Source organism: Bacteroides celer (genome assembly GCF_002632415.2).
Classification (GTDB): domain Bacteria; phylum Bacteroidota; class Bacteroidia; order Bacteroidales; family Bacteroidaceae; genus Bacteroides.
The window spans coordinates 4,108,546-4,129,857 of the sequence record NZ_CP178209.1 but is presented as its reverse complement, the minus strand read 5'-3'; the positions used below and the strand labels follow the sequence as shown (position 1 = coordinate 4,129,857).

At 43.6% G+C, this 21,312-nt stretch carries 16 protein-coding genes; 12 read left to right on the top strand and 4 right to left on the bottom strand.

What is annotated here, in order from left to right; all coding sequences use genetic code 11:
• Positions 1 to 17 precede the first annotated feature (17 nt).
• From CJF29_RS17045 to CJF29_RS17015, 7 genes are all read left to right on the top strand, one after another.
• Positions 18 to 1,946 (top strand): DUF5006 domain-containing protein, encoded by a 1,929-nt coding sequence (locus tag CJF29_RS17045; RefSeq protein WP_074638641.1) that lies wholly within the window; start codon positions 18 to 20, stop codon positions 1,944 to 1,946.
• 38 nt (positions 1,947 to 1,984) lie between these two features.
• Positions 1,985 to 3,337, top strand: a complete 1,353-nt coding sequence (locus CJF29_RS17040) for a PL29 family lyase N-terminal domain-containing protein (RefSeq protein ID WP_074559928.1) — start codon at positions 1,985 to 1,987, stop codon at positions 3,335 to 3,337.
• Positions 3,338 to 3,569: 232 nt separating this feature from the next.
• A complete protein-coding gene (locus CJF29_RS17035) occupies positions 3,570 to 5,153 on the top strand; it encodes a sulfatase (RefSeq protein ID WP_074559926.1) in 1,584 nt (527 codons plus the stop codon).
• Between the two features lie 14 nt (positions 5,154 to 5,167).
• On the top strand, positions 5,168 to 7,492 hold the full coding sequence (locus tag CJF29_RS17030; RefSeq protein WP_074638640.1) for a family 20 glycosylhydrolase: 2,325 nt from the start codon (positions 5,168 to 5,170) through the stop codon (positions 7,490 to 7,492).
• A gap of 39 nt (positions 7,493 to 7,531) precedes the next feature.
• Entirely contained in the window at positions 7,532 to 10,606 is a 3,075-nt protein-coding gene (locus CJF29_RS17025) for a glycoside hydrolase family 2 TIM barrel-domain containing protein (protein ID WP_099147350.1), read from the top strand.
• A gap of 142 nt (positions 10,607 to 10,748) precedes the next feature.
• Positions 10,749 to 12,566, top strand: a complete 1,818-nt coding sequence (locus CJF29_RS17020; RefSeq protein WP_099147347.1) for an alpha-L-fucosidase — start codon at positions 10,749 to 10,751, stop codon at positions 12,564 to 12,566.
• A 139-nt stretch (positions 12,567 to 12,705) separates the two neighbouring features.
• A complete protein-coding gene (locus CJF29_RS17015; protein WP_099147348.1) occupies positions 12,706 to 13,881 on the top strand; it encodes a mechanosensitive ion channel family protein in 1,176 nt (391 codons plus the stop codon).
• 164 nt (positions 13,882 to 14,045) lie between these two features.
• On the opposite strand, the gene CJF29_RS17010 is transcribed toward CJF29_RS17015, so the two are convergent.
• The gene (locus CJF29_RS17010) at positions 14,046 to 15,245 is read right to left on the bottom strand and encodes an endonuclease/exonuclease/phosphatase family protein (protein ID WP_074559917.1); all 1,200 of its coding nucleotides are present in this window, start codon (positions 15,243 to 15,245) and stop codon (positions 14,046 to 14,048) included.
• Entirely contained in the window at positions 15,226 to 16,686 is a 1,461-nt protein-coding gene (locus tag CJF29_RS17005) for an aminoacyl-histidine dipeptidase (protein WP_074638638.1), read from the bottom strand. Before CJF29_RS17005 ends, CJF29_RS17010 begins: the two co-directional genes overlap by 20 nt.
• Before the next feature lie 133 nt (positions 16,687 to 16,819).
• Here CJF29_RS17005 and CJF29_RS17000 point away from each other — a divergent pair, with 133 nt between their 5' ends.
• On the top strand, positions 16,820 to 17,053 hold the full coding sequence (locus CJF29_RS17000; protein WP_004300805.1) for a hypothetical protein: 234 nt from the start codon (positions 16,820 to 16,822) through the stop codon (positions 17,051 to 17,053).
• A 27-nt stretch (positions 17,054 to 17,080) separates the two neighbouring features.
• On the top strand, positions 17,081 to 17,683 hold the full coding sequence (locus CJF29_RS16995; protein ID WP_004300804.1) for an OmpH family outer membrane protein: 603 nt from the start codon (positions 17,081 to 17,083) through the stop codon (positions 17,681 to 17,683).
• 100 nt (positions 17,684 to 17,783) lie between these two features.
• Here CJF29_RS16995 and CJF29_RS16990 read toward each other — a convergent pair whose 3' ends face one another.
• The gene (locus CJF29_RS16990; protein ID WP_074638637.1) at positions 17,784 to 18,125 is read right to left on the bottom strand and encodes a hypothetical protein; all 342 of its coding nucleotides are present in this window, start codon (positions 18,123 to 18,125) and stop codon (positions 17,784 to 17,786) included.
• Positions 18,126 to 18,128: 3 nt separating this feature from the next.
• Positions 18,129 to 18,425, bottom strand: a complete 297-nt coding sequence (locus tag CJF29_RS16985; RefSeq protein ID WP_004300802.1) for an FtsB family cell division protein — start codon at positions 18,423 to 18,425, stop codon at positions 18,129 to 18,131.
• Positions 18,426 to 18,582: 157 nt separating this feature from the next.
• Here CJF29_RS16985 and CJF29_RS16980 point away from each other — a divergent pair, with 157 nt between their 5' ends.
• The 3 genes from CJF29_RS16980 (at position 18,583) to tnpB (ending at position 21,256) form a co-directional block, all read left to right on the top strand.
• Positions 18,583 to 20,448: a DNA polymerase III subunit gamma/tau gene (locus tag CJF29_RS16980; protein WP_074559913.1), complete on the top strand. Its 1,866-nt coding sequence runs from the start codon at positions 18,583 to 18,585 to the stop codon at positions 20,446 to 20,448.
• 104 nt (positions 20,449 to 20,552) lie between these two features.
• Entirely contained in the window at positions 20,553 to 20,927 is a 375-nt protein-coding gene (locus tag CJF29_RS16975; protein ID WP_099147684.1) for a hypothetical protein, read from the top strand.
• Positions 20,921 to 21,256 carry an IS66 family insertion sequence element accessory protein TnpB gene (tnpB, locus tag CJF29_RS16970; RefSeq protein ID WP_099147683.1) on the top strand — a complete coding sequence of 112 codons (336 nt, stop codon included), beginning with the start codon at positions 20,921 to 20,923 and terminating at the stop codon, positions 21,254 to 21,256. Before CJF29_RS16975 ends, tnpB begins: the two co-directional genes overlap by 7 nt.
• The last annotated feature ends 56 nt before the right edge of the window (positions 21,257 to 21,312 follow it).

Sequence of the window (21,312 nt, the reverse complement as noted above, 5' to 3'; positions counted from 1 at the left end):
AATTAAAGATATACTGTATGAAAAAGATTTTAGAATGGACATATTTGTGGATGCTGCTTATATTGGTGGCAGTGAGTATGTCAGGATGTTCTGACGATGATAATGTAAGCCCGTTGGCAGAACCTGTACCTTTAAAGATGACACTGAACAGTACAGATTTGGTAATGGGAGAGATGCTGGAAATCACTTTTGACGTGACAGGTACGGAAGAAGGAAAAAAAACGATGAATGAGGATCTGAATATCAGATTGAGTGCCACTACTGATAAGGGAGCAGTCGATCAGTTGGTATTTGATGATTTTCCATCGGTGGTTACCATGAAGCAGGGAGAGACGACTAAAACCGTTCGGGTTCCTGTAAAGAAAGAAGGACTGAATAGAGAACGTTCCGTCGAAATATCTGCATTTGCACGCGGATATAGAATGGCAGGTGCTTTGCAAATTGTGACTGTCAGTGACTACCACTATTCTAAAGTTTCATTGAAAAATAATGCCGATAATACGGTGAAGGAGGGACAGACTTTTGTATTGGTAGCTTCCGTCAATACTACATTGAGAGACGAACTTACCATTACTATTACTCCTAAAGCCGGAGAAGGAGAACGTTATGAAAATCTTCCTTTAGAGTTGACTATTCCTGCCGGAGCTAACTCGGTAGAAAGTGCGCCGATTACTATAATAAAAGATGTGAATACTACCGAGGATGAAGAGCTGACTCTTGATCTTGCTACAGTTCCTGTTCTTAGCCGTTATCCTTTGCAGGCTACGAAGTTGATTATAAAGAAGATTGATATTCATAAAAATATGGGCAGTGAGGTAAGAGATGAGCGCTGGCTATATGAAGATGCAGATCAGTTGTTTGTTTCACCGAAAAATGAAGCGGCTATAAAAGCTTGGGGACAGACTAATTATCAGGTAATGAATGAGGGCGATCCTCATCCGAATAGTGGAAAAGTGCTTCCGGAAGGAAAGTGGAAATTCTTCCGTGCATACGAATTTCATAAAATATCTTCGTGTTTAACGACGAAAGAAAGCAATGATAAAACATATGTGAGTAATGAATATCCTTTAGGTTTTGCTGACCAGAATACAGCGGCGGTAGAAACTGCAGGTTCTGTGGATAATGCTAAATATGCATGGGTTACAGACGAAGGTTATTTGAGAATGATTTCACTGAAAGAGCGTACTCCAGGAAATAATGGTACTAAAGATTTTGGAACTTCTGCTTTTTATTCCTGTAAGTTTATGCGAGGAAATGTAAATAGTCCTACTTGGGCATCCTCTAACATCCGTATTTATCCGGGAATGCGTATCGAGACACGCGCACGTATTCGTGGTGCAGAAAATAGCGGAATGTTACCGGGTATCTGGCTCCAGGGTAATGAGCAGGTAGGAGGCGACTCGCAGTGGAACGTTTGGCCGGATTTTGGAGAAATAGATGTGATGGAAAATAACACCAAACATGGAAATTTAAGCTATAGAAGATCAGCGGAGCAAACTTTTCATATCGGAAACACAGCTCCTGGAACAGGGGGAAGTCGGCATTATAATCCGACTGTTGCCGTAACCGACATTGCGGGAACAATAGATCAGTTCCAGATTTATTGGATGGAATGGGTGGATAATCAGACCGTGCGTATGGGAGTCAATGGTAAGACTACAATAACCATAACTGAAGCACAAGCGTTGGCTAATGGTGCCAGATGGCCGTTTACAGATAAAGTAAATACCGAGGGACTTTATTACATTCTGACGATGATGTTCCTAGGTAAACAGGCTCCGAATTATCCATCAATGGAAATGAGTTATCTGACAGCAAGGAATATGTTGAAAAATAATCCGGATGCGCTGATTCCCCGTATGGAGATAGACTGGGTTCGTTTCTATATCGACGATACCTATACCGATCATGATATGCCATATCGGAAAGATCTGATCCTTTATTAATAAACTGAATAAATAAACCTTTTTAATAAGATAATAATATGAAACTGAAATCAATTTTATGTGTAGTATTTGCGGCAACTTTATTAGGTAGTTGTAGCTATGATGATGGAGATTTGTGGGATGCAGTCAACGGACAGGAAGAGAGAATTTCCGCTTTGGAGAAATGGCAGAAGACAGTGGTTGAGCAACTGAATTCTTTGCAGGGAATTCTTACTGCTACAGATTATATTACCGATGTAGAGAAGGTGACAAAAGAAGATGGAACGGAAGGCTATAAAATCTCATTCCTTCATGCATCTCCTATTACGTTGTTTTACAACAAAGATGGTGAGGTGAGTGGAACAAATGAAGAAAGTATTGGCGTGGATAAAGGCGATGATGGTAAATGGTATTGGACATTGGGCGGTGAGCCCTTGCAGGTAGATGGTAAAACTATTTACGTAAATAGTGGAGATGTTATCAAAATGGAAACAAATCAGGACGGTTCTACCAAATTGACCATTGGAGATAATTCAGTGACGATACCGTCATATCCGGTTGCCCATCCTGTGACAGGAGTTACTCAATCGGGTAATATTGTTACAATTACATTGAACGGAGGTGCAACGGTAGAACTTCCTAAATATATCAACTGGAATGGTTATTTAGCAGCGGAATATAGTAAAGAGACTGCAGGAGAAGAAATTTATCCAATAGTGCTTCCGGAAGGCTGTATTATGAGAATGTTGGATACCAATCCTTCAAACTGGACAATCCAAGTGACAGGTTCGGGAAATAACACAAAATTGAAAGTTGTTTATCCGGCAACCGGAGAAGCTACAGTCGCTTTTTTGCTTTCAGATGGAGAAACTCAAACAGTAATTAAAACAGTGACGTTTAAGGCAGCTACAGATCCGGGTATCCAGTGGACTACTATAGAATATACAGGTGCGATTATCACAATACCGGAGGGGGTATCGAGTATTAAGGTGACAGGAACGTGTTCCGGAGGAGCTCCAAGTTTTAGAGATCACATCGCTACACCTCTGAAGACAGCAAGTGGTGTGGTAAATATTGATTTATCGGAATTGGTATATAGTGCTGCTATTCCAGCTAACGCATTTTATATAAATCTTCCTGCTTTGCCAGAAAAGGACAAAAACACATCCATTGAAACAATTATTCTTCCGAAAGGGACTATTAATATTTTCAATTTGGCATTCAAGAACTGTGTTGCTTTAAAAAGCTTGACTATTTTATCAGCAACTACCTTAGGATATAATGCTACGGCTTTCGAAGGTTGTGATGCTTTGGAATCTATCTTTGTAGCAACAGATAAAGTAGAAGCATATAAAGCGGGTTGGAGTGCACTAGCGGATAAGATCAAACCGCTTCCCGAAGCAGGAGAGTAAAAGGTCTATTTTGTCATCAGATTTTTTAATGACATGAATACCTTTCAATTAAAAGGGGGGAAATCCCCCTTTTTGCCACTTATAAGTATAGCAAGTAAATAGTGATTTCCTATATTTTTTGATGAAACAAAAAGATTTGTAGAATATTGGACATTAATTGGTGATTTGTGGAAGTCTGAATAGATGGCTATCCCCTACCTTTGTCGCTATAATCTAATATAAAGTTGTTTTTATGGAAAAACTGCAATCCAACTTATTCTTTCCTTTAGCGGGAGTAGCTGCTGTAGCTTCCCTTGCTTCTTGTGCAGGCAAGCAAAAAACTGCGGAACAGCAACCTCTGAACATTGTCTATATCATGACAGACGACCATACGGCTCAAATGATGAGCTGTTATGACACTCGCTATATGGAAACTCCGAATCTCGACCGTATTGCTGCTGACGGAGTACGTTTTACTCAAAGTTTTGTAGCCAATTCTCTAAGCGGCCCCAGCCGCGCCTGCATGATAACGGGCAAACATAGCTGTGCAAACAAATTCTACGATAATACCACTTGCGTTTTCGACAGTTCTCAACAGACTTTCCCTAAACTCTTGAGAAAAGTCGGTTATCAGACCGCATTAGTTGGTAAATGGCACCTTGAGAGTTTGCCATCAGGATTTGATTACTGGCAAATCGTCCCCGGACAAGGAGACTACTATAATCCGAACTTTATCACGCAGAACAATGATACCATTCAGAAACACGGCTATATCACCAATCTTATTACGGATGATGCCATCGACTGGATGGAAAACAAGCGTGATCCGCAAAAGCCTTTCTGCCTTTTGATTCATCACAAGGCTATTCATCGTAACTGGATGGCGGATACCTGCAATCTGGCTTTGTATGAGGACAAGACTTTCCCATTACCGGATAATTTCTTTGATGAGTATGAAGGTCGTCCGGCTGCTGCCGCACAAGAAATGAGTATCGTGAAAGATATGGATATGATCTATGACCTCAAAATGCTGCGTCCCGACAAAAACTCACGGTTAAAATCACTGTATGAAAGATTCTTGGGCCGAATGGACGAAGGACAACATGCTGCATGGGACAAATTCTATACTCCGATTATCGACGACTTCTATAAGCAAAATCTGAAAGGAAAAGAACTGGCTAACTGGAAGTTCCAGCGTTATATGCGCGACTACATGAAGACAGTGAAGTCTCTGGATGACAATGTAGGCCGTGTACTCGATTATCTGAAAGAAAAAGGATTACTGGATAATACACTCGTTGTCTACACTTCCGACCAGGGCTTCTATATGGGCGAACATGGCTGGTTCGACAAACGCTTTATGTATGAAGAATCCATGCGCACGCCACTTGTCATGCGCTTGCCGAAAGGCCTCGACCGTAGAGGAGATATCACCGAAATGGTACAGAATATCGACTATGCACCCACTTTCCTCGAATTGGCAGGAGCAGAGGTGCCATCGGATATCCAGGGAGTCTCACTTGTTCCTCTGTTGAAAGGAGAACATCCGGAGAACTGGCGCAAGGCACTTTATTACCACTTCTATGAATATCCGGCCGAGCACATGGTGAAACGTCATTATGGAATACGTACGGAACGCTATAAATTGATTCATTTCTATAATGATATCAACTGGTGGGAACTCTATGACATGCAGGCAGATCCGACAGAGATGCATAACCTCTACGAGCAACCTGAATACGAACCGGTAGTGAAAGAATTGAAAGAAGAGATGTTGAAACTACAAGAACAATATAATGACCCTGTCCGATTCTCCCCCGAAAGAGACAAGGAATAACCCTGAAATAAATCATGATAAAATATATCTTCATACTGTTGACCGGATTTCTGGCATCAATAGTGACAGGATGTGACAATACAAACTTAACACACAGTATTTCTATGGTTCCACGCCCGGCACAGATGATGCCGGGCAGTGGCAACCATTTATTCTCCGATCAGACCGCTTTTGCAGTGGAGAATGAAGGGCAGGCGGAAGTTGCCCGGAGTTTGATTGCTTTGTTTACTCGTACAGCCGGTTTTACCCCCAAACTGAATGTAGGAGGAGAGGGAAATGTCTGTTTACTGACGGACCCTTCTTTGAAAAGCGAAGCCTATTCTTTGGAAGTTTCTCCCCAAGAGATCATTATTAAAGCTTCGGATAATAAAGGCTTTTTCTATGCCTTGCAAACAATTCGCCAATTACTTCCTCCCTCCATTGAAAGAGAAAGTTTGTCGGACAAGAATTTGGAATGGAGCATTCCTGTCGTGACCATTCAGGATGAACCACGTTTCGGATACCGGGCATTGCTGTTGGATGCATCCCGTTTCTTTATTCCTAAAGAAAATGTATTGCGTATCATTGATTGTATGTCAATGCTTAAACTGAATACACTTCATTTCCATTTGACAGACGACAACGGCTGGCGGGTGGAAATAAAGAAATATCCCCGATTGACGGAAGTCGGTGCATGGCGGGTGGATCGTCAGGAATTACCTTTTCCTGCCCGTCGCAATCCGAAAAAGGGAGAATCTACCCCGTTAGGAGGTTTTTATACACAAGAGGATATTCGGGAAATGGTGGCTTATGCTGCTGAACGTCAGGTTGAGATTGTGCCCGAAATAGATATGCCTGCTCATAGCAATGCTGCATTGGCGGCTTATCCCAAACTGGCTTGTCCGGTAGTGAAAGAATATATCGGCGTACTGCCCGGTTTAGGAGGACGAAATTCCGAAATTATTTATTGTGCGGGAAACGATAGTGTCTTCACCTTTTTGCAAAATGTGATGGATGAAATCATGGAATTATTCCCTTCACATTATATTCATATTGGTGGTGACGAGGCTCAAAAGACACATTGGAAACTGTGTCCGTTGTGTCAGGCACGGATGAAAAAGGAGCAGCTGGCTAATGAAGAAGATCTACAGGGATACTTCATGAAGCGGATCAGCGACTATGTGCGTAGTAAAGGCAGGGAAGTAATCGGCTGGGATGAACTGACCAATAGCAGTTTTCTGCCCGACAACTCTATCATTCTTGGTTGGCAGGGATTTGGACAAGCTGCATTGAAAGCAGCGGAAGAAGGGCATCGCTTTATCATGACTCCGGCACGCATCATGTATTTGATTCGCTATCAGGGACCACAGTGGTTCGAGCCGGTGACATACTTTGGAAATAACACACTGAAAGATGTGTATGACTACGAACCGGTGCAGAAAGACTGGAAACCGGAATATGCTTCCTTATTGATGGGAGTGCAAGGTTCGATGTGGACAGAATTCTGTAACAAGCCGGAAGATGTGGACTATCTTTTATTCCCCCGTCTGGCAGCAGTGGCAGAAGTCGCCTGGACACAACCGGATAAGAAAGACTGGGCTTTATTCCTGAAAGGAATGGACAGATATAATGAGCATCTTGCAGAGAAAGGAATTGTTTATGCTCGTTCCATGTATAATATTCAGCATAAAGTGACTCCCGAAAACGGAGTGTTGCAAGTGAAGCTGGAGTGTATTCGTCCCGATGTGGAAATCCGTTATACAGTAGATGGCAGCGAGCCAACGGCAAGTTCATCCTTATATACCGATTCATTAACAGTAACGGCGGCTCAAACCATTAAGAGTGCTACCTTTGCACAAGGTGAGCAGATGGGGCAGACGCTTGTGTTGCCTATTGCCTGGAACAAAGCGACCGGCAAGCCTATCCTCGGAAATAAACCGAATGAGAAACTCATGACGAACGGGGTACGTGGCAGCTTGAAGTATACAGACTTTGAATGGTGTTGTTGGGAGAAGAGCGATCATATTTCTTTCACGATAGATTTGCTGCAAAAGGAAAAATTGAGTACTTTCACCATAGGTTGTATCACCAACTACGGCATGGCAGTGCATAAACCGAAATCAATCCGCATAGCAGTTTCGGATGATAATGAAACCTATCGTGAGATAGCCGGCCTGCATTTTACTGCTGAAGAGATCTTCCGTGAAGGAGCTTTTATCGAAGATTTCTCCGTAGATATGAAAGGAACGGAAGCAAGATATGTCCGTGTAACGGCAGAAGGGGCGGGAGCATGTCCTGCCGATCATGTACGTCCGGGACAAGAGGCGAGAGTTTATTTTGATGAAATCAGGATTGAATAACATTTATTGTATAGCATAATACCATCAATAACAATGACAATGAAGAACCTAAAGAAACGAACTTTTTTAATCTTATCGGCGGTGCTGGCTGCTACTACTTTCACTTTAGCGCAGCAACAGCCGTTGCCCGAATGGCAAAGTCAGTATGCTGTGGGACTGAATAAGCTTGCTCCTCACACCTATGTATGGCCTTACGCCCATGTTGCAGACATTGAAAAGCCCGGAGGATATGAACAGTCTCCTTTTTATATGAGCCTGAACGGAAAGTGGAAATTCCATTGGGTGAAGAATCCCGATAACCGTCCGAAGGACTTTTACCAACCTTCTTATTATACAGGAGGATGGGCGGACATCAATGTGCCCGGCAACTGGGAACCTCAGGGGTATGGCACAGCTATCTATGTTAACGAGACGTACGAGTTTGATGATAAAATGTTCAACTTCAAGAAGAATCCGCCGCTGGTTCCTTATGCAGAGAATGAAGTCGGCTCCTACCGCCGTACTTTCAAAGTGCCTGCCGACTGGCAAGGACGCAGGGTAGTACTTTGTTGTGAAGGAGTTATTTCTTTTTATTATGTATGGGTGAATGGAAAATTACTGGGATATAACCAGGGATCAAAGACGGCTGCCGAATGGGATATTACAGATGTCCTGAATGAAGGCGAAAATGTGGTCGCCTTGGAGGTGTACCGTTGGAGTTCGGGCGCTTATCTGGAATGTCAGGATATGTGGCGTTTGAGCGGCATCGAACGAGATGTGTATCTTTACAGTACTCCCAAACAGTACATTGCAGACTATAAACTGAATGCTTCTTTAGAAAAAGAGAAATACAAAGATGGTATTTTCGGACTTGAAGTGACCGTGGAAGGACCTTCCGCTACTGCTTCTTCCATTGCTTATACACTGAAAGATGCTGAAGGCAAAGCAGTTTTGCAGGATGCTATCCGGATAAAATCCCGTGGATTGAGCAATTTTATCGCATTTGATGAAAAGAAGCTCCCCGGTGTAAAGGCTTGGAGTGCGGAGCATCCTTATCTTTATACATTAGTGCTCGAACTGAAAGATGAACAAGGCAAGGTCACTGAACTGACCGGCTGTGAAGTAGGTTTCCGTACCTCGGAAATCAAAGACGGACGTTTCTGCATCAACGGCGTTCCGGTATTGGTGAAGGGAACCAACCGACACGAGCATTCTCAACTGGGACGTACCGTGAGCAAGGAGCTGATGGAACTGGACATCAAACTGATGAAGCAGCACAACATCAACATGGTGCGTAACTCGCATTATCCTACGCATCCTTACTGGTATCAACTTTGCGACCGTTACGGTTTGTACATGATTGATGAGGCAAACATCGAATCTCACGGAATGGGATATGGTCCTGCTTCCCTAGCCAAGGATAGTACCTGGTTGACCGCGCACATGGATCGCACCCAACGTATGTATGAACGTTCCAAGAATCACCCGGCTATCGTTATCTGGTCATTGGGAAATGAAGCCGGAAACGGAATCAACTTCGAACGTACCTATGACTGGCTGAAATCGGTAGAGAAAACTCGTCCCGTGCAGTATGAACGTGCCGAATTGAACTATAACACAGATATTTACTGTCGTATGTACCGCGGTGTGGATGACATCAAAGCGTATGTAAACCAGAAAGACATCTATCGTCCTTTTATTCTTTGTGAATACCTCCACGCAATGGGTAATAGTTGCGGTGGACTGAAAGAATACTGGGATGTATTTGAAAACAACCCGATGGCACAAGGCGGCTGCGTTTGGGACTGGGTGGATCAGTCATTCCGCGAAATAGACAAGAACGGTAAATGGTACTGGACGTATGGCGGCGATTACGGACCGGAAGGAATTCCAAGTTTCGGCAACTTCTGCTGTAACGGCTTGGTAGGCGCTAATCGTGAACCGCACCCGCATTTGCTCGAAGTAAAGAAAGTATATCAGAACATAAAAGCAACGATGGCAAATCAGAAGAATCTGACTATCCGTGTTAAGAACTGGTACGACTTCTCTAACTTGAACGAGTATATACTGACCTGGAATGTGACAGCAGATAATGGTAAGATCTTGGCGGAAGGTACGAAAACGGTTGATTGTGCGCCGCACGCCACCGTCGATATTACTTTGGGTGCTGTAAAACTTCCGAATACAGTTCGTGAGGCTTATCTGAATATCAGCTGGACCCGTCGTGAAGCTTCTTCAATGATAGATAAGGACTGGGAAGTGGCATACGACCAGTTTGTACTTGCCGGTAATAAGAATTACACAGGCTACCGTCCGCAAAAAGCAGGTGAAACGACTTTCACCGTTGATAAGAAAACAGGTGCGCTTACTTCATTGAACCTGAACGGCAAAGATTTATTGGCTGCTCCGCTGACATTGAGCCTTTTCCGCCCGGCAACGGATAATGACAACCGGGATAAGAACGGCGCACGCCTGTGGCGTGATGCAGGACTGGATGGTCTGACCCAGAAAGTAATATCACTGAAGGAAAGTAAGACTTCGACTACCGCCCGTGTAGAAATTCTAAATGCGAAAAATCAAAAGGTAGGAACAGCCGATTTTGTGTATTCGTTGGATAAAAACGGTGCACTGAAGGTACACACTACTTTCCAGCCCGATACGACCATCGTGAAATCCATGGCCCGCCTGGGCTTGACATTCCGGGTAGCGAACTCTTACGATCAGGTTTCTTACTTGGGACGCGGGGACAATGAAACATACGCTGACCGCAATCAATCCGGCAAAATCGGTGTATATCAGACTACACCGGAACGGATGTTCCATTATTATGTTGCTCCGCAATCTACGGGCAACCGCACCGATGTACGTTGGGCGAAGTTGGCAGATACTTCCGGCGAAGGTATCTTTGTTGAGCCGGATCGTGCTTTCCAGTTTAGTATCATTCCTTTCTCGGATGTATTATTAGAGAAGGCCCGCCATATCAATGAACTGGAACGCGATGGATTGTTGACAGTGCATCTGGATGCTGAACAGGCAGGTGTGGGAACGGCTACTTGTGGTCCCGGAGTATTACCGAAATACTTGGTTCCATTAAAGAAACAGAGTTTTGAATTTACCCTTTATCCGGTGAAATAGATACTAAATCAATAGGTTATTTAGATTATATAAAGGTGGGGGTTACACTGATTGGATGGAATGTCGTAAGAAAATATTCCATGAGGATCGTGAAATCTGCACCTTTATTTTATCTTTGTACGATTGCAATAATTAATAGACCATGAATAAACTACTAACCTCTCTTTTATTGTCTGTTACTCTCATGAGTGGAGCGCAGGCGCAGAAAAAAGAAAATTACTATGTGAAGCATGTTGAATTTCCTCAAAGTGCAACTATCGAACAGAAGGTTGATATGGCAGCGCGTCTGGTACCTACTCCACAGCAATACGCTTGGCAACAAATGGAATTAACAGCTTTCCTTCATTTTGGTATCAACACCTTTACCGGACGTGAATGGGGGGACGGGAAAGAAGATCCCGCGCTCTTTAATCCTTCGGAACTGGATGCTGAACAATGGGTACGTACCCTCAAGGAAGCCGGCTTTAAAATGGTGCTTCTGACTGCAAAACATCACGACGGTTTCTGCCTTTGGCCAACGGCTACTACCAAACATTCCGTGGCCTCTTCTCCTTGGAAAAACGGACAAGGCGATGTAGTGAAAGAACTTCGTGCTGCCTGTGACAAATATGATATGAAGTTTGGAGTATATCTTTCTCCCTGGGACCGGAATGCGGAATGTTATGGAGACTCTCCCCGTTACAATGATTTTTTTATTCGGCAATTGACGGAATTGCTCACCAATTATGGTGAAGTACATGAAGTCTGGTTCGACGGGGCGAATGGAGAAGGTCCGAACGGAAAGAAACAGGTGTATGATTGGGATGCTATTTACAAGACCATCCGCAGCCTGCAACCGAAAGCGGTGACCGCTATTATGGGGGATGATGTTCGTTGGGTAGGTAATGAAAGTGGCTTAGGACGTGAGATGGAGTGGAGTGCTACCGCACTTGTTCCGGAAATTCATCCTGGTTCGAAAGCTAGTCGTGAACGTGCGGGAATAAGTTGGAAATCATCCGATCAAGGAAGTCGTAAGGTATTGGAAAAAGCTACGGAATTGAGTTGGTATCCTTCGGAAGTGGACGTATCCATTCGTCCGGGATGGTTCTATCATGCGGAAGAAGACAGCAAAGTGAAGTCATTGAAACATTTGGCGGATATCTATTTTCAATCAGTAGGTTATAATTCTGTTTTGTTGCTGAATATTCCTCCGGATCGTAGGGGACTGATTAATGAAGCCGATGTGCGGCGATTGAATGAATTTGCAGCTTATCGTGAGCGGGTATTCGCTTCTAACAAGGTTGTGAATGGTAGAAAATACTGGAATGCAACCCCTGGCAGTGAAAAGGTTTATTCATTGAAGCCGAATGCAGAGATGAATGTGGTGATGCTTCAGGAAGATATAACGAAAGGGCAGCGGGTAGAAGCCTTTACGGTGGAAGCCCTGACTGATAATGGCTGGAAGGAAGTTGGAAAAGGTACGACGATAGGATATAAGCGTATGTTGCGTTTTCCGGCAGTTAAGGCCAGTAAGCTCCGCGTGAAAATAGACGAATGCCGGTTGACTGCATTTATTAGTCAGGTTGCTGCCTATTATGCGGAACCTTTGCAGGAAGAGACAACGAAAGAAGACTGGAATAATTTGCCGCGTTCCGGATGGAAACAAGTGGCTGCCTCTCCGTTAACGATTGATCTGGGAAAGACAGTAACGTTGAACAGTTTTACGTATGCTCCCGCGAAAGCGGAGGCAAAGCCGACGATGGCATTCCGTTATAAATTCTTTGTAAGTGTGGATGGCAAGAATTGGAAAGAGGTTCCTACCAGTGGGGAGTTCAGCAATATCATGCATAATCCGTTGCCACAGACGGTTGCTTTCAATCAGAAAGTGCAGGCACGTTTCATTAAACTGGAGGCCACTACGCCTGATGCTGCCGTTGCAAAAGTAAATATGGATGAAATAGGAGTGATGGTGGCTCCCTGATAGAGCCCTCATCGGAAGATATGTTTAGAGAATAGCAGTGTAGGCCGGCATCTTGATTTTTAATGAATCAGGTGCCGGTTTCTTTTTTTTCTAAACCAAATGAATATTTTACTGTTATTTATTAAAAAAGACAGAAGTTATGTTAGTAGTAGATTTAGGAAAATGGATGAATAAAACCCTCATAAATTGGGGAATAGATCCGGCCGTTGCCGATCGTTTTGATGAGACTATTATGGCTTTACTGATGATAGTGGTTGCCATCGTTCTGAATTACCTCTGCCAGGCGATTTTGATCGGAGGAATGAAACAGTATACGAGGCGGAAGCCCCATCAGTGGAATACGTTGATGATGAAGCGCAAGGTGTTTCATCATTTGATTCATACCATCCCGGCTTTTCTGGTTTATGCTTTGTTGCCGATGGCTTTTATCCGGGGGAAAGAGTTGTTGTTGATTTCTCAAAAGGCGTGTGTCGTTTATATTATTTTCTCTTTACTATTGGCTATTAATGGGATTCTGTTGATGATAATGGATATCTATGACGGAAAAGAAACGATGAAGGATCGCCCGATGAAAGGGTTTATTCAGGTCTTGCAGGTGCTTCTTTTCTTTGTAGGTGGAATTGTAATCATTGCCATTATCGTGAATAAGTCTCCTGCCACTTTGTTTGCCGGGCTGGGTGCTTCGGCAGCTATTTTGATGTTGGTGTTCAAGGATTCCATATTAGGCTTTGTGGCAGGTATTCAGCTTTCTGCCAATGACATGGTCCGTCCGGGCGACTGGATAACGTTACCTTCCGGCGACGCAAATGGTACGGTACAGGAGATAACATTGAATACGGTCAAGATTCAGAATTTTGATAATACCATTTCCACTATCCCTCCTTATACATTAGTGAGCAGTACTTTCCAGAATTGGCGGGGAATGACACAGTCGGGAGGACGACGGGTGATGAAGAATATCACTTTGGATTTAACTACACTTCAATTCTGTACGCCGGAAATGCTGGACCGTTACCGGAAAGAAATTCCATTAATGGCGGATTATCAACCGGAAGAAGGAGTGGTTCCTACCAATTCTCAAGTGTACAGGGTGTATATTGAGCGCTATTTGTGCAGTCTGCCTGTGGTCAATCAGGATTTGGATTTGATTATCAGCCAAAAAGAAGCTACCATGTACGGAGTACCTATTCAGGTTTACTTCTTCTCTCGTAATAAGGTTTGGAAAGAATACGAGCGTATCCAGTCCGATATCTTCGATCATTTGCTGGCAATGGTTCCGAAGTTTGATTTAAAAGTTTATCAGTACTCGGATTAGTCAACCATTATCAGGTAAGTATAATTCTCAAGCATTCTCACCACTATGAGAATTTTTTCTCATAGTGGTGAGAACTTTTTCTCATTGCGATGAGAATATTTTCTCACTACGATGAGAATGATCTCTTATCAGAATATACTGTGACGTCGTTTGGTGAGTTCTAATCAATAGGGAATCAGTTCGAAGTCTGCATAAACAGGAAGATGATCGCTGATACCTCCCTGATATTTCATTCCTTTGTAGGTGCGGAAAGGTTCTTTATCCCCATATTTCTCGTCTTCTTTCAGTAAAAAGGGGAGAAGACAGACGTTTGCTCTTTCTTCACTGGTGAAAAAATGGCTCGATTGATTTAATAGAGTACCCGATACAATCAGATGGTCAAGCAATCCCCATTCACCGCGATATTTGTAAGAACCGAAGCTTTTTGACTTCGCTTTCCGGGCAAGCAGATGATATAGTTTTAGTGAGGAAGGAACAATTGTTGAAGGGTTGGTGGAGTTGAGTGTTGAGGCTGGCTTTGGGGCAGTAATGGGAGGCGCTTCGGCCTCCAGTATTTTCTGGATAGATTGATTCGTCGGGTAATCATTGAAATCCCCCATAATAATAACTTGCGGATGAGAACGAATATTTAGAATGTGATCGACTTCCGTGCGCAGAATTTGAGCTGCGTATAAACGATAGGGTTCCGATTCTTTAGCTCCACCCGAACGGCTTGGGAGATGGCAGACAAATACGTCTAATGTGTCTCCCGTCAGCAGAAGTCCGCTGACGTGCAGCAAATCTCTTGTCGGGCGGTATTGTCTCAACGGAGGAATGGAGATAGAACGGGAAGATAACAGCTTGAATAAATCCCGTTGGTAAAGCAGGGCTACGTCAATCCCTCTCAAATCAGGGGAATCGGTCATTACATAACGATAGTTAAGCTCTTTTAAAGGAGAACGGCGGGTCAGATCACGCAGCACCGTATCATTTTCCACTTCGCATAATCCGACTAGTGCAGGAGGATTCCATTCTCCAATAGCTGTGATTACTCGCGCCACATCAGCCAGCTTTTTCTTATATCTGCTATAATTCCAATGACGCAGCGCATCGGGAAGAAATTCGTGGTCGTTCTTTAAACTGTCATGGTGCGTATCGAACAGGTTTTCTATGTTCCAGCTGACAACACGGAAAGGGATTCTTTCTTCCTGACAGGGAGCTTGTTTGCTATGATAGTCTTGTGCTATGACAGAGCAAGGAACGAAGAAACTTACGACAATTAAAAACATTGTAAGAAAGAGCATGGCAGCAGCGATTCTTTTCCGCTTGTTACCATACTCTTTTTTGTGATATTTTATCTGTCTGTTATTTTTTGGCAGGTACATGTGCCAAGATATCCAACAGATGTTTCCAGAATTTCTCTACGGTAGGAATAAGCATCCGTTCGTCGGGAGAGTGAACACCTGTAAGTGTCGGTCCGAAAGAAACCATATCCAACGTTGGATACTTATCAAGGAACAGGCCGCACTCCAATCCTGCGTGGATTGCTTTTACTTTCGCATCTACGCCGAATAAGCGTTTGTATGATTCAACTGCTACTTCGAGGATGGCCGAATGTGGATTCGGTTTCCATCCCGGATAACCTTCTCCGAAAGTAACATTGGCTCCTGCCAGTTGGAATACGGCGCGAACCGTGTTCGCCATATCGTTGCGTGCGGACAGTATAGAACTTCTCTGACTGGTTTCAATGCGGATGATATGGTTGGGCTTCATCTTGACAGATGCCAGATTGGTAGAAGTTTCCACCAGTCCGGGAATATCCTGGCTCATGGCATATACACCGTGAGGAGCTGCATACAGAGCTTTTAATAAACGGGTAGTAGTATCCTGGTCGATAACCATTTTGCGTGGATTTTCCGATTCGAGAACCAGCTTTAAGTCGGGCTCTACAACGGATAATTCGTCTTCCATTTCGCTGGTGAAGATATTCAGTTCGGTGCGGACATCATGTTTGGCGTCTTCGGGAACAGCACAGATGGCATAAGCCTCGCGGGGAATAGCGTTGCGCAGGTTACCTCCGTTGATTTCACATAGGTACAGATCGTGTCTGGCAGCCATGCGGGAAAGGAAACGGTTCAGAATTTTGTTGGCATTGCCACGTCCCAGGTGAATGTCGCCACCGGAGTGACCGCCTTTCAGCCCTTTTACTTCTACCTTGAAGAAGAAATATCCGGCGGGAACTTCCACTTCCTTATAAGTAAATTCTGCAACGGAGTCAATACCTCCGGCACATCCGATAAAGATTTCCCCTTCATCTTCCGAATCGAGGTTCAGAAGGATGTCACCGCTCATAAAACCTTCTTGCAGGGCAAAAGCTCCGGTCAGTCCGGTTTCTTCGTCTACGGTAAACAGGCATTCCAGCGGACCGTGCTCAATGCTGTCGTCAGCCAGGATAGCCAGCTCGGTAGCTACACCGATACCGTTGTCGGCTCCGAGGGTAGTGCCTTTGGCTTTCAGCCATTCACCGTCAATTTCCGTTTCGATGGGATCGGTGAGGAAGTCGTGTTGAACATCGTTATTCTTTTCGCACACCATGTCGATATGCGATTGCAGAACGACGGTTTGAAGATTTTCTTTTCCCGGAGTAGCGGGCTTTTTAATCAATACATTGCCGGCTTCGTCCACCTTGGTTTCCAGATTATGTTTTGCTCCGAATGCCTTCAGGTAGGCAATCATTTTCTCTTCCTTCTTCGAAGGGCGTGGCACTTGGCAGATTTCTTCGAAATACTTGAATACGCCAGCCGGCTTTAAGTCTTTTTTTTCCATGCTGTTTCTATTTTATAATAGGAATAGAAGGGCTGTTTTCGCTTCTTCTATTGCTAAATATGGTTAATTTGATTGACTTATCTGAACTCATATCTCATTAAAGCCTATCTTTGCACTCACAAAATTAATAGAAATGGTTGAGACTATACTGATAACTTTGTTAATAGTTGCTATTTCCCTGGTATTATTAGGGGTGAAAGTATTCTTTACGAAGGGTGGAAAGTTCCCGAATGGTCACGTGAGTGGGAATAAAGCGTTGCGTCAGAAAGGAATCGGATGCGCACAGTCGCAAGATCGCGAAGCACAAAAGAAGCCGCGTTTTTCTATTAACGAGTTGGAAAAAGCCTTGAACGATAGTATGAATTAAATTTATTAAAAACAATACTTATTAATTATGAATAGAATGAACTACCTCATGAACGGTTTGGCTGCTCTTGCGTTTATCGTTTTATTTTCACAATGTGCTGGCAAAACTGACAATCAAACTACCAATGCTCCGGCTCAGGCTAATGCCGAACTGTCAGGAATGAAAATTGCCTATGTTGAAATAGATACGCTGCTTGCCAAATACAATTTCTGTATTGACTTGAATGAGGCGATGGTAAAGAAGAGCGAAAACGTTCGTATGACATTGAATCAGAAGGCTACCTCTTTGAACAAGGAAAAGCAAGATTTTCAGAAGAAAGTTGAAAACAATGCTTTCCTGTCACAAGATAGAGCGCAGCAAGAGTACAACCGTCTGGTGAAGTTGGAACAAGATTTGCAAGAGTTGAGCAACAAACTTCAGAATGGTTTGATGGAAGAGAACAACAAGAATAGCTTGCAGTTCCGCGATTCTATCAACGCTTTCCTGAAAGAATATAATAAGACTCACGGATATAGCCTGATCTTCAGCAACACTGGTTTCGATAACCTGCTTTATGCTGACAGCACTTTCAATATTACAAAAGAAATTGTTGATGGGTTGAATGCAAGATATTCACCTGTGAAGAAATAAATGATATAAAACTGTTCCGTTCTTTATAAAAGGACGGAACATTATCGAATTAAAAAAAGTGATGCCTGTTCAAGACTGAAAAGCTATGAACGGGCTTTTTTTATGACCTTTCTTTTTCTTCTTCCTGTGGAATACGGAAAGCGGTGTAAAGTTCGAGGATGGCAGCAACTGTGAGGCAGGCAATCCATTCATTGCCTCGTGTGGTAAACATAAAGGCTCCGGTCAGGATAAGTGCCAGTGCACCGAATATCTGCTGAACACGCAGGCGTTTCAATGTTTTGCTCTTTCCTTTGACGGGTGTGTTCACTTGTGCCAATGCGATACATCCGGCTCCAACAGTATATATGTAAGGAGCATATATCCATCCGGTAATAAACACAGCTGCTCCGGTGAGAGCCATTATGGCGCCTACGGTGAAAAGGGCGGGTACTAATTGTTTCATTCTTTAATCTTCAAAAACGTAAATATCTTCGTTGGGTTTCTTCATCAGATACTTTTCACGGGCGATCTGTTCGATGGCGTCCGGATTGGTACTTATTTCGTTGAGACGTTTGGTGTTCTCTTCGTAATCTGCCCGGTACTTTTCTATCTCTTCTTTCAACTGGCTGATTTCCCGTTCATATCCGAAACGACGAACCAGGCTGTTCTCGTCCAGAAAGCCAATGATAACAGCAAATGCAACGACCGTAATGAGGTACTTGCGTCTGCATATGAAACTCCAGATACTGATTAGTTTACCCATAATTTCTCCTTTTAATATCTGCAAAGATAAAACTAATAACTTAAAAACTTATCGCTTCGGCTTCAAAACTTCTCTCTTTATCCCTTATTACTTATCACTTTTTTTGTGTACATTTGCAGAATAAGCGAAAATTCAAAAAACAGAGAGAATCCCGGATATGGAAAACTATATCGTTTCAGCCCGTAAATACCGTCCGTCCACGTTCGAATCGGTGGTGGGACAGCGGGCGTTGACTACTACGCTGAAAAATGCAATTGCTACCCAAAAACTGGCTCATGCTTATTTGTTTTGCGGACCGCGCGGGGTAGGAAAGACGACTTGCGCGCGTATCTTTGCCAAAACCATTAATTGTATGACGCCCACCGCTGACGGAGAGGCTTGCAATCAGTGTGAGTCATGTGTAGCTTTCAACGAACAGCGGTCATATAATATTCACGAACTCGATGCTGCTTCTAATAACTCGGTGGATGACATTCGCCAGTTGGTGGAGCAAGTGCGTATCCCGCCACAGATTGGTAAGTATAAGGTATATATCATCGACGAGGTGCACATGCTCTCGGCATCTGCTTTCAATGCGTTCCTGAAAACGCTGGAAGAACCTCCCCGTCATGCAATTTTTATTCTGGCTACGACGGAGAAGCATAAGATTCTTCCTACCATTCTTTCCCGTTGTCAGATTTATGACTTTAACCGGATAAGCGTGGAAGATACGGTGAATCATCTGTCGTATGTTGCTTCGAAAGAAGGAATCACGGCAGAGCCGGAAGCGCTGAACGTGATAGCCATGAAGGCGGACGGTGGTATGCGTGATGCATTGTCTATCTTCGATCAGGTGGTTAGTTTCACCGGAGGAAATATCACCTATAAGAGTGTGATTGATAATCTGAACGTACTTGATTATGAATATTATTTCCGTCTGACGGATTGCTTCCTCGAAAACAAGGTGAGCGACGCATTGTTGCTTTTCAATGATATATTGAATAAAGGTTTTGACGGAAGTCACTTTATTACCGGATTGTCGTCTCATTTCCGTGACTTGTTGGTCGGGAAAGACCCGGTGACATTGCCTTTACTGGAAGTGGGAGCGAGTATACGCCAACGTTATCAGGAACAGGCGCAGAAATGTCCGTTACCTTTCTTGTACCGGGCTATGAAGCTGTGTAATGAGTGCGATTTGAATTACCGCATCAGCAAAAATAAGCGTTTGCTGGTAGAACTGACCTTGATACAGGTTGCACAGCTTACCACCGAGGGGGATGACGTGAGTGGTGGGCGTGGCCCTAAGAAGACTATAAAACCCGTATTCACTCAGCCTGCCGCAGCACAGCAGCCGCAGGTAGCTTCTGCCACTCAGGTTCAGCAGGCTCCAGTTCATTCGTCTCCGTCTTCAGTTACAACACAGGCTGCTAATGGCACTACTGTCCAGCATCCGCAGGCTTCTGCGGCTGTGCAACCGGGAGCACCGGCTTCTCCTGGTGCGGCTTCGTCTGCTCCGTCACAAGGAGCGGGAGTTGCTCAGACTGCCAAGGAAGAACGAAAAATTCCCGTGATGAAGATGTCCAGCTTGGGGGTATCTATCAAGAATCCGCAGCGTGACCAAGTATCGCAGAATGCGACTACAACTTATGTTCCTAAGGTGCAACAACCGGAAGAGGATTTTATGTTCAATGACCGGGATTTGAATTATTATTGGCAGGAGTATGCCGGCCAGTTGCCGAAAGAACAGGATGCTCTTGCAAAACGTATGCAAATGCTCCGTCCGGCGTTGCTTAACAACTCAACGACTTTTGAAGTGGTGGTTGATAATGAGTTTGCTGCAAAGGATTTTACAGCTTTGATTCCCGAATTGCAGGATTATCTTCGCGGCAGACTGAAGAACAGTAAAGTGATGATGACAGTGCGGGTAAGTGAGGCAACAGAAACAGTACGTCCTGTGGGACGTGTCGAGAAATTCCAGATGATGGCTCAAAAGAATCAGGCATTGATGCAACTGAAAGATGAGTTCGGGCTGGAATTATATTAATGTACTTACTTCTATCAGATTACCAGTTAGCGTCCAAAAATGACGTATAGGATAACCGATAAAAAAGCTAGACCTTTGCTTTCGTTAAATCAAAATCCAAGTTTATGTATAGTTACAATGATTTTGAGCGTCTATTTTTGCGCTATAAATTGGAAGGTATCCCTGCTGGTGTTTCTATTGAGAAATTTTGTATGTCCAACCAAGTTCCTTATAACCTATTTTCCAAATGGTACAAGGATACCCGAAAGAAGATAATTCCTGTTCAGGTTTTGGGTTCTCCCTCAACGGAAGCAGAAGTGCCGGAAAGTCCTTCCTCAATCCGGGAAGTAAAGCCAGAATCGGATCCTCGGCTTTCTTGTCATACCGAACTTCGAATCCTGGTGGATATCCGCATGAGCAATGGTGTTCATCTCAGTCAGAAAAATTTAAGCTACGAAGGTTTGAAAAGCTTAGTGGAGAAACTGGAGGGCTTATGTTGAATATTACAGGACTAAATCGTTTTTTCTTAGTTCGTGATTTTCATGATATGCGCTGTAAATATGATAAGGTCTTATCCATCATCCATCAACAGTTGAACCGTGAGCCTGAGGATGGTGATGTCTTTATCGTGATGTCTAAAGATTTACGTCTGGTTCGTTTGTTCAGCTATGACCGACGGTCTTACAGTATGTTTGAGAAACGTTTCAGACCCGGCTACCAGTTTATGCATGTAACCTGTAATGGTGCTGAAAGTATTTATTCAATCAATTGGCAGGATGTCATCCTCTTGTTGGAATCCCCTGTTGTTAAACGTTTAATAATCAAATAATTATCAATTAAAAAGTAGTAAAAAATTCTTTTATTTCATTGTTTTTTTGTATCTTT

Excerpts from the sequence above, each read along its gene's own strand:
- CJF29_RS17005 (WP_074638638.1), bottom strand. The coding sequence starts at position 16,686 with ATGGAAAAAAAAGACTTAAAGCCGGCTGGCGTATTCAAGTATTTCGAA.
- tnpB (WP_099147683.1), top strand. The coding sequence starts at position 20,921 with ATGTTGAATATTACAGGACTAAATCGTTTTTTCTTAGTTCGTGATTTT.
- CJF29_RS16995 (WP_004300804.1), top strand. The coding sequence starts at position 17,081 with ATGAATAGAATGAACTACCTCATGAACGGTTTGGCTGCTCTTGCGTTT.
- CJF29_RS16980 (WP_074559913.1), top strand. The coding sequence starts at position 18,583 with ATGGAAAACTATATCGTTTCAGCCCGTAAATACCGTCCGTCCACGTTC.
- CJF29_RS16985 (WP_004300802.1), bottom strand. The coding sequence starts at position 18,425 with ATGGGTAAACTAATCAGTATCTGGAGTTTCATATGCAGACGCAAGTAC.
- CJF29_RS17000 (WP_004300805.1), top strand. The coding sequence starts at position 16,820 with ATGGTTGAGACTATACTGATAACTTTGTTAATAGTTGCTATTTCCCTG.
- CJF29_RS17020 (WP_099147347.1), top strand. The coding sequence starts at position 10,749 with ATGAATAAACTACTAACCTCTCTTTTATTGTCTGTTACTCTCATGAGT.
- CJF29_RS17025 (WP_099147350.1), top strand. The coding sequence starts at position 7,532 with ATGAAGAACCTAAAGAAACGAACTTTTTTAATCTTATCGGCGGTGCTG.
- CJF29_RS17015 (WP_099147348.1), top strand. The coding sequence starts at position 12,706 with ATGTTAGTAGTAGATTTAGGAAAATGGATGAATAAAACCCTCATAAAT.
- CJF29_RS17010 (WP_074559917.1), bottom strand. The coding sequence starts at position 15,245 with ATGTACCTGCCAAAAAATAACAGACAGATAAAATATCACAAAAAAGAG.
- CJF29_RS17035 (WP_074559926.1), top strand. The coding sequence starts at position 3,570 with ATGGAAAAACTGCAATCCAACTTATTCTTTCCTTTAGCGGGAGTAGCT.
- CJF29_RS16990 (WP_074638637.1), bottom strand. The coding sequence starts at position 18,125 with ATGAAACAATTAGTACCCGCCCTTTTCACCGTAGGCGCCATAATGGCT.
- CJF29_RS17045 (WP_074638641.1), top strand. The coding sequence starts at position 18 with ATGAAAAAGATTTTAGAATGGACATATTTGTGGATGCTGCTTATATTG.
- CJF29_RS17040 (WP_074559928.1), top strand. The coding sequence starts at position 1,985 with ATGAAACTGAAATCAATTTTATGTGTAGTATTTGCGGCAACTTTATTA.
- CJF29_RS17030 (WP_074638640.1), top strand. The coding sequence starts at position 5,168 with ATGATAAAATATATCTTCATACTGTTGACCGGATTTCTGGCATCAATA.
- CJF29_RS16975 (WP_099147684.1), top strand. The coding sequence starts at position 20,553 with ATGTATAGTTACAATGATTTTGAGCGTCTATTTTTGCGCTATAAATTG.